This window comes from Catenuloplanes japonicus (assembly GCF_000717135.1).
GTDB lineage: Bacteria > Actinomycetota > Actinomycetes > Mycobacteriales > Micromonosporaceae > Catenuloplanes > Catenuloplanes japonicus.
In genome coordinates, this window is sequence record NZ_JNXY01000024.1 from 60069 (window position 1) to 75768 (window position 15700).

General features: G+C 74.2%; 12 protein-coding genes. 4 read left to right on the forward strand and 8 right to left on the reverse strand.

The features are described from left to right. Window positions 1-10 precede the first annotated feature (10 nt). Together OP04_RS29430 and OP04_RS29435 are read left to right on the forward strand one after the other, a co-directional pair. A complete protein-coding gene (locus tag OP04_RS29430) occupies window positions 11-1705 on the forward strand; it encodes a histidinol-phosphate aminotransferase family protein (protein ID WP_033343134.1) in 1695 nt (564 codons plus the stop codon). Further along, window positions 1702-2349 carry a CDP-alcohol phosphatidyltransferase family protein gene (locus OP04_RS29435; protein ID WP_033343135.1) on the forward strand — a complete coding sequence of 216 codons (648 nt, stop codon included), beginning with the start codon at window positions 1702-1704 and terminating at the stop codon, window positions 2347-2349. Before OP04_RS29430 ends, OP04_RS29435 begins: the two co-directional genes overlap by 4 nt. Window positions 2350-2359: 10 nt before the next feature. Here OP04_RS29435 and OP04_RS29440 read toward each other — a convergent pair whose 3' ends face one another. The 6 genes from OP04_RS29440 to OP04_RS29465 all read right to left on the reverse strand — a co-directional run bounded on the left by OP04_RS29440 (window position 2360) and on the right by OP04_RS29465 (window position 9737). After that, a complete protein-coding gene (locus OP04_RS29440) occupies window positions 2360-4105 on the reverse strand; it encodes an AfsR/SARP family transcriptional regulator (RefSeq protein WP_051799310.1) in 1746 nt (581 codons plus the stop codon). After that, complete coding sequence (locus OP04_RS29445; protein ID WP_033343136.1) at window positions 4105-5010, reverse strand: hypothetical protein; 906 nt, start codon at window positions 5008-5010, stop codon at window positions 4105-4107. The genes OP04_RS29440 and OP04_RS29445 overlap by 1 nt, the downstream gene beginning before the upstream one ends. Beyond that, a complete protein-coding gene (locus tag OP04_RS29450) occupies window positions 5003-5485 on the reverse strand; it encodes an RNA polymerase sigma factor (RefSeq protein ID WP_051799311.1) in 483 nt (160 codons plus the stop codon). The genes OP04_RS29445 and OP04_RS29450 overlap by 8 nt, the downstream gene beginning before the upstream one ends. Window positions 5486-5496: 11 nt before the next feature. After that, window positions 5497-6378, reverse strand: a complete 882-nt coding sequence (locus OP04_RS29455) for a hypothetical protein (RefSeq protein ID WP_157240534.1) — start codon at window positions 6376-6378, stop codon at window positions 5497-5499. An 82-nt stretch (window positions 6379-6460) separates the two neighbouring features. Continuing rightward, a complete protein-coding gene (locus OP04_RS29460) occupies window positions 6461-9313 on the reverse strand; it encodes an AfsR/SARP family transcriptional regulator (RefSeq protein ID WP_085066861.1) in 2853 nt (950 codons plus the stop codon). Between the two features lie 52 nt (window positions 9314-9365). Beyond that, window positions 9366-9737: a hypothetical protein gene (locus OP04_RS29465; protein ID WP_157240536.1), complete on the reverse strand. Its 372-nt coding sequence runs from the start codon at window positions 9735-9737 to the stop codon at window positions 9366-9368. Between the two features lie 84 nt (window positions 9738-9821). On the opposite strand from OP04_RS29465, the gene OP04_RS29470 reads away from it, so the two are divergent. Then, on the forward strand, window positions 9822-10346 hold the full coding sequence (locus tag OP04_RS29470) for a sigma-70 family RNA polymerase sigma factor (protein WP_033343139.1): 525 nt from the start codon (window positions 9822-9824) through the stop codon (window positions 10344-10346). 60 nt (window positions 10347-10406) lie between these two features. Here the strand turns inward: OP04_RS29470 and OP04_RS54875 are convergent, their stop codons facing one another. After that, a complete protein-coding gene (locus tag OP04_RS54875; protein WP_063746707.1) occupies window positions 10407-12014 on the reverse strand; it encodes a ricin-type beta-trefoil lectin domain protein in 1608 nt (535 codons plus the stop codon). A 185-nt stretch (window positions 12015-12199) separates the two neighbouring features. Here OP04_RS54875 and OP04_RS29480 point away from each other — a divergent pair, with 185 nt between their 5' ends. Further along, window positions 12200-13612, forward strand: a complete 1413-nt coding sequence (locus OP04_RS29480) for a S8 family serine peptidase (protein ID WP_157240538.1) — start codon at window positions 12200-12202, stop codon at window positions 13610-13612. Between the two features lie 62 nt (window positions 13613-13674). On the opposite strand, the gene OP04_RS29485 is transcribed toward OP04_RS29480, so the two are convergent. Continuing rightward, window positions 13675-15663 carry a hypothetical protein gene (locus OP04_RS29485; RefSeq protein ID WP_157240541.1) on the reverse strand — a complete coding sequence of 663 codons (1989 nt, stop codon included), beginning with the start codon at window positions 15661-15663 and terminating at the stop codon, window positions 13675-13677. Window positions 15664-15700: the final 37 nt, after the last annotated feature.

The following is a 15700-nucleotide window of genomic DNA, read 5'->3' on the forward strand; positions in this document are numbered from 1 at the left end:
GATCGACCGCATGACGAACCAGCGTGTGGAACTGCGCGAGGGCGTACCCGGTGATCGGGAATGGATCTATCGGCTGCGCCATCGCGTCTACGGCGCGGAGCTGGGGCAGCACGAGACGAACGCGGCCGGGGAGCTGCGCGACGCGCTGGACGCGCTCGGCCTGGTCTACCTGGTGGCGGTGCGTGGCGGGGTGCCGGCCGGGTTCGTCAGCATCACGCCGCCGTGGGTGGGGCGCTGGTCGCTGGACAAGTACGTGACGCGCGCGGAGCTGCCGGTCCTCGACGAGCACGACACGTTCGAGGTACGGCTGCTGACCGTGACGCCGGAGGAGCGTGGCACGTCGATCGCGGCGCTGCTGATGTACGCCGCGACCCGCTGGGTGGAGTCCCGTGGCGCGCGCCGGGTGGTCGGGATGGGCCGCACGGGCCTGACCGCGATGTACCGCTCGATCGGCCTGCACCCGGTGGGTCGTCGCGTGCGGTCCGGCCGGGTCGACTACGAGATCATGTCCGGTGCGCTCGACCAGGCGAACGCGCGCGCGTTCCGGCAGGTCGACCGGCTGGACCTGGACTGGCGGCTGGACATGCCGCCGGCCCGGGAGCACGACGGCTGCGAGCACGGCGGCGCCTCGTTCCGGGCGATCGGCACCGATCTGAGCGGCGTGCACCGGCGCGACTCGGTGGTCACCGCGGACGTGCTGGACGCCTGGTTCGACCCGGCGCCGGACGTGGTGACGGCGCTGACCACGGACGCGGGCTGGCTGGCGCGCACGTCACCGCCGGTCGCGTCCGACGGCGTGCAGCACGAGGTCGCGTTCCGGCGCGGGGTGCCGGCCACGACCGTCAGCCTGGGCGCCGGATCCTCCGACCTGATCTTCCGCGCGTTCCGGGAGTGGCTGCGGCCGGAGAGCCGGGTGCTGCTGGTCGAGCCGAGCTACGGCGAGTACGCGCACGTCACCGCGCGGGTGGTCGGCTGCGTCGTGGACCGGTTCGCGGTGCACCGGCGGGACGGCTGGGAGATCGACGTGGACCGGCTGATCGCGCGCGCCGGGGCGTACGACCTCGTGGTCCTGGTGAATCCGAACAACCCGACCGGCCGGCACCTGCCGCTGGCGGAGGTGCGCCGGATCGCGGCCGCGCTGCCGTCCCGCACGCGGCTGTGGGTCGACGAGGCCTACATCGGATACGTCGGCCTGGACGAGTCCGCGGTGCCGCTGGTCGGCGAGTTCCCGCAGGTGGCGGTGTGCACGTCGCTGTCGAAGATGTACGCGCTGTCGGGCGCGCGGGCCGCGTATCTGATCGCGGACCCGGCGAGCACGGCCGCGCTGCGCCGGTGGACACCGCCGTGGGTGCTCGGCATGCCGGCACAGGCGGCCGCGATCCACGCGCTCGGCAGCCCGGAGTACTACGCGACGCAGTGGGAGCGCACGCACGAGCTGCGGGCGGGGCTGGCGGCCGCGCTGCGCACGCTGCCGGGCATCGGCGAGGTGGACGAGTCCGTGGCCAACTATCTGCTGGTCACGCTGCCGGCCGACGGGCCGGGTGCGGCGCGGGTGGTCGGTCACTGCCGGCGGTACGACGTGTATCTGCGGGATCTGTCGCCGATGTCCGCGCTGTTCGAGGGGCGCACGTTCCGGATCGCGGTCAAGGACGCGCGGCAGAACGAGCGGATCGTGGGCGCGCTGGAGAAGGCGCTGGCCGGATGACCGACCCGGTGCGGGTCAACGACAGCCTGCTCGCGGGCGTCGAGCGGCGGTTCCTGGACCGGCTCGCCGCGATCGTGGCGCCGCACGTCACGGCGGACGCCTGCTCGCTGGCCGGGCTGTCCGGCGCGGTCCTGTGCTGTGCCGGCTACGCGCTGAGCAACTGGGCACCCGCGTGCATGCTGGTCGCGGTCGCGGGGGTGGCGCTGCACTGGCTCGGGGACGCGCTCGACGGCACGGTGGCCCGCCTGCGGCGTGAATCCCGGCCACGGTACGGCTTCTACGTCGACCACTTCCTGGACACGATCTCCCAGATGCTGCTGTTCGTGGGCGTGGGGCTGTCGCCGGTCGCCTCGCTGAGCACCGCCGCGCTGACGCTGGCGTCGTTGCAGGCGCTCAACATCCTGGTGCTGCTGCGCACCGTGGTGTTCGGCGAGTTCCGGCTGTCGTTCGGCCGGCTCGGGCCGACCGAGGCGCATGTGGGGCTGGTCGTCCTCGGCGTGGCCGGTTTCCTCACCGGGCCTGTCACGATCAAGGGCATCAGCGTATACGACTCGGCGCTCGCGATCGCGGCCGTGTTCCTCTGTGCACAGACGCTGGTCATCGGCGTGGGCGAGTCCCGACGACTGCGACGCTCGCCCGCATAGGCCTCGCACCTCACCCGAGGGCGGCCTGTACGACCTGGGGTTCTACGATCGCGCGGTGCGGGGGTGCGAGGCGGACTGCGACCTGGCGCCGCAACGCTGAGGAGCATTCGCGGGCGTACGCCCGGACCAGCTCGTGCATGCCGAACCGGCCGTCGTCGTGCTCGGTGATCAGCGCGGCGTCGGCCAGCTCGGACAGCTCCGGCCAGGTCCGGGCCGCGCGCAGGTTCCCGGGCGCGGCCAGCTGCCGGAACAGCAGCGCCGCACCGGTGCTGAGCTGCCGGTACGACCGGGCGAACGCGGTGCGCGGGTCCTCGACGCCGCAGCCGGCGAACGCGTCCAGGCGGCGGGCGTCGTCGCGCAGCTCGGCGGCGACCGCGGCGAGGGACAGGCCGGGGCGGGCGGTCAGCCGGGCGGCCAGGATCGCCAGCGCGGACGGCAGCCGGCCGCATCGCGTGACGATCTCGTCCACCACGGCGGCGTCCGCGGGCCTCGGCGGCAGGCGGCGCAGGAACAGCTCCCGCGCGGCCGGGAGACCGGGCACGTCGACGCGCATCAGGCGTGCGCCGTCGGCGGCGGCCAGGCTGAGCAGCGGGCGCCGGCCGGTCACCAGCGTCAGGCTGCCGGCCGAGGCGGGCAGCAGCGGGCGTACCCGTGCGGCGTCCTGGACGTTGTCCAGCAGCACCAGGAGACGTTTCCCCGCGGTCAGGCTGCGGTAGGCGCCGGCCTGCGCGTCCGCGGTCTCCGGCACGTCCGGCGCGCGCAGGCCGAGCCCGTGCAGCAGGGAGCGCAGTGCGCCGCCGTGCTCGCCGTCTCCGCGCAGGTCCAGGTAGAGCTGCCCGTCGGGATAGTCGTCCGCGGCCTCGTGGGCGAACCGGATCGCGAGCGCGGACGTGCCCACGCCGGCCATGCCGTGCATCGCGATCACGCCGGGGCCGGAGGCGAGCGAGGCCAGCTCGCGGTCGCGGCCGGTGAAGACCGGCAGGCCGGGTGGCAGCTGCGCCGGCCGTACCGTGCGGGTGGCGGGCACGCTCTGGTGCAGCACCCGGCGCTGTGCTTCCTGCAGCTCACGGCCGGGGTCGATGCCCAGCTCGGCGGCGAGACGGGTGCGGATCAGGCGGTACGCGGACAGCGCCTCCGCCTGGTGGCCGGCCGCGCCCAGCACCGTGATCAGCCCGGCGTGGACCGGCTCGTCGAACGGCGCCATCTCCGCCGCGCGCCGCAGCGGCGCCACCATCCGGGCCGGTGCGCCGCACCGGAGCGCGACCTCGGCGGCGGCGACCGCGACGCGGCAGAACTCGCGGTCCAGCCGGGCGAACACGGCCTGGGCCGCCGGGGTGCCGGCGTGCCCGTCGCCGGCCGGGCCGTGGCCGAGGCGCAGCGCCTCCAGGTAGAGGTCGAGCGATCCACCGGCCGCGGCCCGCGCGGCGAGCTGCCGGAACGCGACCAGGTCGAGCGTGTCGGGCCCGGCGGTGAACAGGTAGCCGCTGCCGTGCCTGGCCAGGTATGCCCCCTGGACGCGCGGCGGCAGGCCGGGTTCGAGCAGCCGGCGCAGCGTGCCCACGTACTTGTGGACGACGTTCACCGCGCTGGCCGGCGGGTCGGCGCCCCAGATCAGGTCCACCAGGTCGTGCAGGCCGATCGGCTCGCCGACCCGGGCGACCAGCAGCGCCAGCAGGCACCGCTGCTGGCGTGGCCCGATCTCCGCCTCCCGGCCCTGGTGCCGCAGGCGCAGCGGCCCGAGGATCCGCAGCCGCATCAGAGCACCGCCCAGGCCACCAGCGCCGGGGCGACACCGCCGTCCGCCGGCCGGAACGTGACCGTCAGCCGGTCCGCGCCCTCGGTGGTGCCGGACACGACGGCCCGTTGCGGCGGCCAGCCGCAGGCCACGGTCTGTTCCTCGCCGCTGCCGACCCGCACGCCGATGGTGCCGGTGCCGGCGCAGGCGACGGCCAGGCGGTAGTCCCCGGCGGCGAACGGGTGCGGGTCGTCGTACGGCACGGACGCCTCCAGGCGCAGCACGTTCCCGGTGGGCTCGGCGCCGAGCGCGGCGGTGAGCGTGTTCACCGCGTCGCCGGACTCGACCGGCACGTGCGTGTCGCTGGTGATCCGGTAGGCGAACGTCGTGGTCCCCTGGGCCGCCAGGTCGTCCAGCCGGACCGTGAGGCCGCGCGCGGCACGGCCGACCGCGAACAGCGTGGTCACGGACGTGGGCGCGCTCGCGCAGGGCGCGGTGACGCGGGCCCATTCGACCCGGGCGGACTGGCCGAGCGACTGGTCCGGCGTGCTCTCGGCGACGAACGTCAGCCGGCCGTCACCGGCGCAGGCGACCTCCAGCGTCAGGTTGCCGGCGTAGGCGGGGTACTCGCGGGTGTAGTCGATCTCGGCCGGGCCGGTTTCCTCGATCACGCGGGTCCCGGGGGCGTGGAGCGCCGAGACGGCGCCGGCGACCGGTGTCGCCGGGGGCACCGGAGCGGGTCTGCGGGACAGCGTGGCGGTGCCGGCCAGCGTGACCAGCACGGCGCACGCGGCGGCCGCCACACCGGCACGTTGGCGGCGACGGCGGACCGTGCGGCGGGCCGCGTCGGCGCCGGGCACCCGGATCCGGCCGGCCGCCTGCGCGCGCCCGGAGGCGAACAGCGCCTCCATCTCGCGGTCACTCATGATCCACCTTCTCGGCCAGCTCGGTACGGGCCCGGTGCAGCCACGTCTTGACGGTGCCTTCCGGCACTCCCTCGCGGTCGGCGATCTCCGGCACGGTCAGGTCGGCCAGGTAGCGCAGCACCACCACCCGCCGTTGTGCGGCCGGCAGCTTCGCCAGCGCGGCGAACAGCATCACCCGGTCCGGGTCCGGCCCGTCCAGGTAGGGCTCCTCGACGCGCTGGCGGTGCAGAAAACGCATGGCGGTACGCCCGCGACGCCAGCGGCTGATCGCGAGGTTCCAGGCCACGCGGCGGATCCAGGCGAGCGGGTCGTCGTACCGGGAGATGCTCCGCCACTTGGCCAGCGCACGGCAGAACGCCTCCTGGGCGACGTCCTGCGCCTCCTGCCGGTCGTTGAAGTACGCGAACAGCTGCACGGTGATGTCCACGTACCCGGCCGCGTAGACCTCGTCGAACGTGGGCGGTTCGTCTCCCATCCGCACCGCGCTCAGCGTGGGACGAACACGAGGGCCCAGAACGCCTGCGCGCCGGGCGTCGAGTCGTACTCGACGATCACCGGCGTCTCCGGGTTCGTGAACGGCTTCAGCGTGAGCTCCTTACGCTGCGGCGGGAACGCGCACGGCAGCTCCAGCCGCTGCTCGCCGACGTTGACGACCAGCGTGCCGGCCCCGGCGCAGACCGCGACCGGCGCGTACGACCCGGGCCGCAGCGCGCCGAGGTGCGTCGAATCGCCCGCCACCGTGTCGCCGCGGTGCGCCAGGCTGTCGTCCCCGACCACGACGGCCAGCGGGCGGCCGTTCTCGTCGTCGAGGCTCATCGCGTTGGAGATGTCCGACGCGGTGAACGGGTGCCCGGTGTTCGTGGTGAGCCGGAACGCGTAGCCGGCCGCGCCGACCGCCTCGGCCGCGTTGACCAGGTCGAACGTCAGGTACTGCCGGTGCGGGTGGCCGGGGAAGACCGCCTTGGCCGCGGTGCCGCCGCAGTGCGCGGTGACGCGGGCGACCTCCGACTTCTCCCCGTTCGCCTCGGCGACCGCGGTGCCGGTCACGCTCATCGTGACCTGCCCGGTCCCGGCGCAGCCCACCCACAGCGTCATCTCGCCCAGATGGTCGCCGCTGCGGGTCTGGGCGTTGGCCGAGGTCACCGGCCCGTGGTGGGCGAACACCTCCGCGTCCGTGGTCGCCGGCAGCCCGGCCAGCGCGGTCTCGGCCAGCCCGGCCAGCTCGACGGCGCCGAGCGCGGGCCGGGAGTCGTTCGAGACCAGGTCCGGCAGATCGCCCTCGCGGCGCAGCCCGATCGTGATGGCGGCCGCCCCCAGCAACGCGAGAGCCAGCACACAGAGCATCACCTGGCGCGTACGCGTATTCACACTTGCCCCTCACGGTTGAACTGATTCGAGTCGCGCCGACAACACGTCCGGACCGGACCGAACGTTTCAGGAGCGACGTGGATCACAACCGGGCCTCCAGCCGGGCCAGCTCGGCGCGCATGTGGTGCGGCCCGCCGCCCTGGAACGTCTCCAGCACCGCGCACGCGCCCTCGAACGCCCGCCGCGCGCCCACGAGGTCGCCGGTCGAGTGCAGCAGCTCGGCCAGGCTCCGGAACGCCTCGAAGTGGTACGGCCCCTGACTGACCGACCGCGCCGCCTCGACCGCGCGGCGCAGCTCGCCCACGGCGTCGCCGGTGCGGCCCAGACCGATCAGGTTCCGCGCGACCGACACCCGGATCATCGCCTCCTCGTGGCGCCGGCCCGCCACCAGGTTGAGGTCGAGCGCCAGCTGCAGCACCTCGGCCGCCTCCTCGTACTGACCGAGCCGGGTCAGCGACCGGCCCTTGCAGTCCAGGCTGCGCATCTCCTGCTTGGTGCTGCCGGCCGCACGGCACAGCGACACCGCGGTCTCGGCGCAGAACAGCGCCAGGTCGTGCTTGCCGAGCGCGGTGTACGCCGAGTGGAAGTTGATGTGCGTGAGCGCCTGCTCCAGCAGCATGCCGTGGTCGACGTAGACCTGCAGCGCCGCGGAGAGCATCCCCAGCGACTCCTCGTTCGCGTCGAAGAACCAGCGGGCACCGGCCAGGCTGCGCAGCACGTGCGCCTCGCCGATCGGGTCGCCGTCGTCCCGGGCCCCGCGCAGCGCGTGGCGCATCACGTCCTCCCAGTCCTGGAAGAAGCCGGACCACTCGAAGTACTGCTGCATGGTGAGCGCCAGCTGCCACGCGACGACGCCGTGGCCGGTGTCGGCCGCGACCCGGACCGCCTCCTTGAGCGTCTCCCGGTGCCGGGCGAACCAGCCGAACGCCTCCTGGTACGACTCCGGCCGCTCCGGCAGCACGCCCGGCTCCGCCGTCGCGGGCGGGATCGGCGTGCGGTTCGGCTCCAGCAGCACCTGCGCGTGGAAGCTGCTGTGCAGGTAGTACTGCAGCAGCCGGGTGATCGCGGCCCGTCGCGCGGGTGCCGGGTCGACGGTCTCGAACAGCTCGTGGGCGTACGCGCGGACCAGCACGTGCGAGGTGTACCGGCCCTGATCGTCCTCGGCCACCAGCGCGGCCTCGGTCAGCTCCTCCAGCTCGTCACGCGTGCGGCCCGGATCCTCGCCGGACAGGCTCAGACACGCCTCGACCGTGATGCCGGTGACCAGCGAGGCCGACAGCAGCCGGAACAGCCGCGCGGCACCGGGACTGAGCTGCCGGTACGACCAGGAGAACGCGGTGCGCGGACCGGCGACACCCCGGCCCTCCGGGAACGCGGCCAGCCGCCGGGCGCCGTCGCGCAGCTCGGCCGCGACCGTCGCCAGCGACAGGTTCGGGCGCACGCCGAGCCGCGCGGCCAGGATCGCCAGCGCCAGCGGCAGCCGCCCGCACAGCGTGATGATCTCGTCGAGCGTGGCCACCGTGGCCTCGCGCGCCCGGACCGCGCCCAGCCGGGTCGACAGGATCTCGCGCGCCTCGGCAAGGCCCGGCACCGGCGCGCGGTGCAGGCGGGCGCCGTCGGACGCGGCCAGCGCGACCAGCGGCCCGCGGCTGGTGATCAGCACGAGGCTGTCCGCGGAGTTCGGCAGCAGCGGGCGGACCTGCGAGGCGTCGCGCACGTCGTCGAGCAGGAGCAGGAGCTTCCGGCCCGCGGTGAGGCTGCGGTACGCGCCGACCAGCGCGTCGACGGTGTCCGGCACGTCGGAGGCGCGCAGGCCGAGCGCGTGCAGCATGGCGCGCAACGCGTCCGCGGCCGGGAGACCGCCGCCCTCGTCGCCGTGGCCGCGCAGGTCCAGGTAGAGCTGCCCGTCGGTGAACTCGTGCGCGACCTGGTGGGCGAAGTGCACCACCAGGGCCGACTTGCCGACGCCGCCCATGCCGTCGACCGCGGCCACCATCGGGCCGGTACGCCGGCCGTTGCGCATCTCGTGCACCAGGTCGTGCAGGACGGCCAGCTCGTGGCGGCGGCCGACGAACATCGACGGGTCCGGCGGGAGCTGCGCGGGGCGGGCCGGGGTGACCTGCCGGGCGGTCTCCGGCGCCGGGCCCGCGTCCTGGGTGAGCACGCGGTGCTGGGCGTCCCGCAGCTCGTGGCCGGGGTCGATGCCCAGTTCGTCGGCGAGGCGGGCGCGGATGCCGGCGTACACCTCCAGGGCCTCGGCTTGATGTCCTGCGGCGGCGAGCGCGGTGACCAGGCTGGCGTGGACCGGCTCGTGCAGCCGGCTGATCTGCGCGGCGAGCCGCAGCGGCGCGAGCACCTGCGCGGCACGGCCGAGGCGGACCGCGAGCTCGGCCGCGTCCACGGCCGCGTCGAAGAACTCGCCGTCGACGCCGGCGAACACCGCGGTCGCACCCACGCTGTCACCCAGCGTCTCCCCGGCCGGGCCGTCGCAGAGGCGCAGCGCGCGCAGGTAGAGGTCGAGCGCCTCGCCCGGCTCGTCCCGGCCCAGGCTCTCCTTCGCCTGGCCGGCCAGCTGCCGGAACTCGAGCAGGTCCAGCTCGTCCGGGCCGGCGGCGAAGCGGTAACCGGTGTTGTGCCGGATCAGGTACGACCCGGTGGCGCGCGCGGGCAGGCCCGGTTCGAGCAGGCGGCGCAACACACCGACGTACTTGTGGATGACGTTCACGGCCGTGGCCGGCGGCGCGGTGCCCCACAGCAGCTCCACCAGGTTGGCCATGCTGATCGGCCGGCCCACCTGCGCGACCAGGAGCGCCAGCAGCACACGCTGCTGGCGGGGACCGGCGCCGACCTCCGCGTCACCCTGCCAGAGCCGCAACGGGCCCATGATGCGCAGGCGCGACGCGCCGCGCTCAGCCAAACCCGTGCTGTTCTGCATACATGTCGCCAGAAAGTATTCCGGCCCAGTGGAGAATCAGTGAAGCCGGGGTTCACTCATAGCCGGCGATCACGACCAGCTGCGCCTCCCCCGCCGTCGCCGACACGCAGGTGGAACGCGGTGTGAACAATCCCCTGGCCGTGCACCGGTGTTCGGTCAGGCCCATCTCGCGGGCCAGATCGGCCGGCGACGAGCCCGCCGCCGGCACCACGACCACACGCAGCCAGCACCCGCCGGACCCGCACTCGATCGTCTGCGCGGTCACCCGCGCGCCGGCCGGCACGTCCGGGATGCTCGACGCCGGCGGCAGCGCGCCCTCGTCCGTCAGCAGCTGCGAGCCTCGCCACCACAGCGCCCACGAGCAGACGAGCAGAAGCAGCGCCAGCGGTACGGCCACGAGCCTGCGTCGGCCTGCCTCTGTCATGCCGCCCACGGTAGGCCGCCGTACTTGACAGCCAGTGGATCCGGCTTCACTGCTTCTCCAGTGCCGCGCCATACGGTCGCTGCAATGAGGTACCTGTCCGACAACACCGGCGTCGACCGCTTGACCGACATCCACGCCAGGCACGCACCCGGGCTGCAGCGCTATCTGACGCGCCTGACCAAGTCGCCCGATCTGGCCGAGGATCTGGTGCAGGAGACCATGGTGCGCACCTGGCGGCACATCGACTCGCTGCCGGAGGACCCGGAGACGCTGACCCGCTGGCTGTTCACCGTCGCCCGGCACCTCGCCATCGACTCGATCCGCATGCGCCGGGCCCGGCCGAAGGAGGTCCGGTTCGACACGCACGAGGGTGTGGTGCTCGCCCCGGACGCGGCCGACGAGGCCGTGGCCGCGCACAGCGTCCGGCAGGCGTTCCACGATCTGAGCGACCCGCACCGGACCGCGCTGCGCGAGCACCACCTGGAGGGACGCAGCATGGAGGAGATCGCCACCCGGCACCAGCTGCGGCCCGGCACCGTGAAATCGCGCGTGCACTACGCCATGCGCGCGATCCACGCGAGCCTGCGGGCCGACATCACGCCTTCCTGAGCGGTGTCCGGGCCGGCGCGGGAACCCCCCGTTCCGCGCCGGCCCGGACCCGGGGTCAGCTCAGCTCGCCCACCACTTCTGGTTCGTCTTGCCGGTGCACGTCCACAGCTGCAGCTCCGCGCCGTTGGCGTCGTTCCAGTCCACGACCTCGACGCACTTGCCGTAGGCGGTGTTGACCAGGTCGTGCGCGTCGTTGACCTTGAACCGCTGCGCCGGGCCGCCGCTGCACTTCGCCAGCTGGATACGGGTGCCGTTCGCGGACTCGCCCCAGGCCAGGTCCATGCACAGGCCCTGGTAGCGGATCGTGCCGTTCTCGAACGTGAACTTCTGCGAGGCGCCGCCGGTGCACGTCCAGAGCCGCAGCGCGGTCCCGTCCTTCGCGGCCGGGGAGTCGATGCACTTGTCCGCGTACCCGTCGATCCGGTACGTCTTCGTGCCACCGGTCGCCGGCTGCTGCGGCGACGGCGTGGCCGCCGGTGTCTGCGCCCCGGGCGAGGACGCGGGCGGCGAGACCGCGGAGGTGGGCGCCGGCGTCGGCGTGCCGGCGCCCGGCGTCCGCGTGGTCTGCGGGCCGGGCGAGGTGCCGGTGGCCGGCGCGGTGCCGCCGATCCGGGGGTCCCGCTGGTAGTAGGCCGTGTAGTCCAGCACGCGCTGGGCGAACTGCCGCACGCCCAGCGACGCCGGCACGCCCTCGGCCTGACGGACCGCGGTCGGCCCCCACTGGAACGCGGCCAGCGCCACAGGGTACGGGTCCTTGGCCAGTCCGGACAGCTCCGCCGCGAGCGCGCACATGGTGCGGCCGAGCGTGGGGATCGCCACGGACGCGTCCCACGGGGACTGGCCGGCCTGGCCGTACCGGACCCAGACCGCGGGCTGGAACTGGGCGATGCCCTGCGCGCCGTCCGTGCCGAGCTTGTTCGGGTTGAACGCGGACGCGGCCATCAGCTGTGCCGCGATCTTCGGGCCGGAGACCGCGGGGCACGTCTCGCCGGCGTCCTTGACCAGCTGCACGTACGGGTCCGGGACCGGGACCGGGTCGACGTTCGGGGTCTGCGGGGGCGGCGACGCGCTCTCGTCGTCGTCCGGGGCGAAGTCGGGGCGGGACGCGTACCAGGCCGCGTACGCCGCGACCTCGTTGACGTAGCCGGCCGCGTCGTCCGGGACCGCGGACCGGCTCAGCACGGTCTGCAGCCCGGAGCGGTGCGCGCCGAGCGCGAGCTCCCACAGGCTGCCGCCGACGTTCGCGTACCGGATCTGCCCGATCTGGTCGCATAGGCTGTGGGCGAGCGCGAACACGTTCGCCTCCGGGTCGAGCCGCCGCGCGCCGACCCACGGCTTCCACTTCTCCCAGGTCTCGTCCGTCAGCCCGGCGATGCCGGAACCGCCGTCCGCGCTCTGGGCGGCCGCGTCGAAACCGGACTCCGCCATCAGCTGCCCGGCCAGCCGCGACGCGGTCAGCGACGGGCACGACAACGCCGCCTGCGCGATCATCGGCACCTGGGCGGCCGGGATCGGCACACCCTCGCGGACCGGGCCCGCGGTCGCGGTACCGGCGATCGAGCCGGTGACCGCACCGGCTCCAATCAGCGCCAGCACGGCCACGACACCGACGACACGGCGGCCTGCGGGGCTGCGGGTCGTCTCGATGAGTGCCTGTAAATTCACCATCACTCCCAGATCTGCACGATGTGGGGCCGGGTCTCCCCGGCACGCCCCCTCTTACGAGAGCGCGGTTCGGCGGTTCAACGGACGAACGGAAAATCATCTTTCCGCGATCCGCGGTGAACCCACCCCGCGGTACGTCCGTCAAGGGCCCGTCGGGCACCGTGCCCGACGAGATCAGGAGGCAACAGGTGGCTCGGTTATCGCGGTTCTGGAGCGTCCTGGCGGCCGTGGCCGTGGCGGTGGCGGCGCCGGTGGCCCCCGCGCTGGCCGCGGTGCCGGACGAGTCCCGGTACGTCAAGTACTACGAGGTCACCAGGCCGGAGACGCTGGGCGCGGCCGCAAGCCGGTTCCTGCGCGACCCCGAGCGCGCGGACGACATCCTGCACCTGAACGCGGACCGGGAACAGCCCGGCGGGGGCCGGGTCACGGACGTCGCGCAGCCGCTCCCGGCCGGCTGGAAACTGGTCCTGCCCTGGGACGCGGCCGGTGACGAGGTCAGGTACGGCGTGTTCGCCGACCTGCTCCCCGTCGCGGAGGCCCCGGCGGGCGGGTCGTCGCCGGCGGCACCGTCATCCCCCTCGGCATCGCCGTCGCCGTCCGGGCCGAAACCCGCGGAGCCCGGCTGCACCACGGTCGCGTCCACCGGTGGCGGCTCGGAGTGGGCGTACCAGACGCTCGCGGTCGACGAGTCCTGGGAACGCGGCACCGGCGAGGGCGTGCTGGTCGGCGTGATCGACTCCGGTGTGGACGCGAGCCTGCCCGCGCTGGCCGGGCGCGTGGCCACCGGCGCGGACGTGACCAGCGGCGGCGGAGGCGGCGACCGGGACTGTCTCGGCTCCGGCACCGGCATGGCCTCGATCATCGCGGCCGGCGGCGACGAGGTCGACGGTGTGGCGCCGGGCGCGAGCATCCTGCCGGTCCGCCTGGTCACCACCGCGGAGACGCCGGACCCGGCGGTCGCCGCGGCCGGCATCGAGGTCGCGGTCTCGGCCGGGGCCACCGTGATCGCGCTCGGCTCCTACGTGGACACCGCGGATCCGGCGATCGCGTCCGCGATCACGGCGGCGCTGGACCACGACGTGGTGGTCGTGTGCCCGGCGCCGGAGTCCGGTGAGGCCGCGCCGCAGCGGCCGGGGCTGCTGCGGGTCGGCGGGGCCGGGCCGGACGGGCAGCCCGCCGCGTCCTACCTGGCCGGGGCCGTGGACGTGACCGCGCCCGGCATCGACGTGGCCGCCTACGGGCCGGCCGGTGTCGGGGTGCGCGCGGTCGGCGGCACGCAGTACGCGGTGGCGTTCGTGGCCGGGACCGCGGCGCTGGTCCGGTCCGCGCTGCCGCACCTGGCCGCGGGCGAGGTCACCCACCGGATCGGCAGCACCGCGAACCCGGGCGCGCAGGCGGACCGCGACGACGCCCACGGCTTCGGGATGATCAACCCGCGTGCGGCCGTGATGACCACGCTGGCCGAGGAGACCCGTCCGGTGGCGTCCACGGACAGCGGCGCCGGGCCGTACCGTGGCGTGGTGGTGGGTGTGATCGTGGTGTTGTTGCTGGCCGCGATCGGGATGCTGGTCTGGCGGGTCCGCCACCACGTCCGCGCCTGAGCCCGGCGGCGCCGACGATGATCGGGGCGTCCCCCGGACGCCCCGATCATGGTGAACGGGTGCTACGGACAGGTGGTCACGTAGAGGGCGACCTGGTTGATCTGCTCCAGGTGGCCGGGCATCTCGACGCTGAGCTTCTGCAGGCGGCGGATCCAGTCGGTGCGGCCGTCCTTCGGCAGGTAGGCGCTGTGGCTGTGGACCATCTGCCGCACCGCGTCCTGGTTCGACGGGTCGGTGAGCTGCAGGTGCAGGGCTTCGAGGATGCCGCGGCTGGCGCCGTCGTCGAGCGTGCCCATGGTGATGGCTTCGAGGTTCCTGAACGCGGCGTCGCGGCCGGCCGGCTCCTGTGCGGCCAGGCGCGGCACCTCGTCGAAGAGCAGGTCCGGCCGGTTGGCGCCGCCCGCGCGGTAGTCGAGGAACGTCTTGGCCAGCAAGGGGTCGCTGTCCAGCACGTTCAGGAACGCGTCGTGGGCGGCGAACAGCGTGGGGTCCGCGCCGAGCGGCCCGATCTGCGCGCGCAGCGCCCGGAGCGTGCTGCCGGGTGCGGCCAGGATCGCGGCGGTCTCCTCCAGCGGAGTGGCCAGGAACGCGGCCAGCTGCTGGTCCGGCTCCGGCAGCGCGGACGTCCGGCCCCGGCCGGCGTAGGCGCGCAGCAGCTCCGGGGAGATCTCCCTGGCCGGTGGCTGCGCGGTCGCGCCGCCAATGCCGGACCAGACGATGTCCAGGCCGAGTCCGCCGGTGCCGAGCGTCTGGTGCAGCACCGGCACCTGGTAGTGGTCGACGATCTTCCGGAACTCGTCGTCCACGGCGCCGCGCGTGATGACGAGCGGCACGCCCCGGTTCACGCTGTGCTGGAAGAGCTGCAGGTCGAGCGCGAGCAGGTCGGCGCGGGACGGTGTGCTCGAGGGCCGGTCCGCGCCGATCACGATCACGGACTGGTCGATGGTCGCGGCCGCGTCCGCGATGCTGTTCAGGAACGCGTCCGGTGCGCCGGTGCCGATCAGGTCCAGCGTGCGGCCCTGGCTCAGCTCGCGGGCGCGGGTGACCGTGCCGGTGTGGCGCACGGCCAGCTGCGGCACGGGCGCGGGCCGCAGCGCGTCCAGCGCGGTCAGGCGGGTGGCGAGGTCCATGGCGCCGTCCAGCACGGCCAGGCCGATCGAGCCCGGCTCGGCCGGGAACACCGTGGCCGCGCCGGTGCCGGGGTCGAGGAACGACAGGCCGTGCGCGTCGTGGACCGCCAGCGTGACCTGGCCGTCCACCTCGACCAGCGCGTGCGTGCCCGCAGGAGTGCCGGTCATGGCGGCGATCAGGTCGCCATATCGCCGGACCCGTTCGACGACCGGCGGAAGATCACGGGCGTCGAGCGGGCGTCCGCCGCCCTGCAGCGCGGGGCCGTAGGCGTGGGCGACGAGCGTCGCGGGCAGGCCCAGCCGGACGCCGCCGTCACTGTCGAAGACAATGCGCGCCGAGGGGTACGACCGGGAGAGCGCGCCGCCGAGCAGGGCCGGGTCCTCTCCCTCGAACGGATCGGCCTTCCGGTGCTCGTGGAACATCGCGTGCGTGCGCGGCACCACCCGGATGGTCACCGCCTGATCGACCGGGACCACACGCGACTCCGCGGAGAAGCCGATCAGCCGGTGCGGCCCGGCCTCGTCCAGGTCCGGGAAAGGCCCGCTCACGTCCACCGGCAGCCCGGCAACCTCCGCGCGGTGGGCGGCCTCGGTCAGGCTCAGGCCGTGGTCGCCGAGCGGGCGTTCCACCATGCGGTCCAGCGCGTAGGGCGGATGGCCGCGCAGGAACTGCTCGAACAGCTTGCGGGCGATCTGCCGGTCGTGGGTGTCGCCGGGGGCGAACGCCTCCGTCATGCCGAGGCCGAGCGTGATGTAGGCGTATCCGTCCGGCGCGGTCACGTCGAGCGCCTCGGTCAGCAGCGGGTCGTCGTCGACCGGGTCGACCAGGCCGTTACGGCGCAGGTGCAGGCCGGAACCGGTCGGGACGGCGTGGTCGAGGCAGATCGCGTCCATGACGCGCGGGGTGATCGGGAGGGTCACGGCGTGCTCCAGAGTCGGCGGTGAGACCGTCACTACG

Bases quoted from the DNA above. Each gene is read 5' to 3' on its own strand.
- OP04_RS29430 (WP_033343134.1), top strand. From the start codon at position 11: ATGACGAACCAGCGTGTGGAACTGCGCGAGGGCGTACCCGGTGATCGG.
- OP04_RS29435 (WP_033343135.1), top strand. From the start codon at position 1,702: ATGACCGACCCGGTGCGGGTCAACGACAGCCTGCTCGCGGGCGTCGAG.
- OP04_RS29440 (WP_051799310.1), bottom strand. From the start codon at position 4,105: ATGCGGCTGCGGATCCTCGGGCCGCTGCGCCTGCGGCACCAGGGCCGG.
- OP04_RS29445 (WP_033343136.1), bottom strand. From the start codon at position 5,010: ATGAGTGACCGCGAGATGGAGGCGCTGTTCGCCTCCGGGCGCGCGCAG.
- OP04_RS29450 (WP_051799311.1), bottom strand. From the start codon at position 5,485: ATGGGAGACGAACCGCCCACGTTCGACGAGGTCTACGCGGCCGGGTAC.
- OP04_RS29460 (WP_085066861.1), bottom strand. From the start codon at position 9,313: ATGCAGAACAGCACGGGTTTGGCTGAGCGCGGCGCGTCGCGCCTGCGC.
- OP04_RS29465 (WP_157240536.1), bottom strand. From the start codon at position 9,737: ATGACAGAGGCAGGCCGACGCAGGCTCGTGGCCGTACCGCTGGCGCTG.
- OP04_RS29470 (WP_033343139.1), top strand. From the start codon at position 9,822: ATGAGGTACCTGTCCGACAACACCGGCGTCGACCGCTTGACCGACATC.
- OP04_RS54875 (WP_063746707.1), bottom strand. From the start codon at position 12,014: ATGGTGAATTTACAGGCACTCATCGAGACGACCCGCAGCCCCGCAGGC.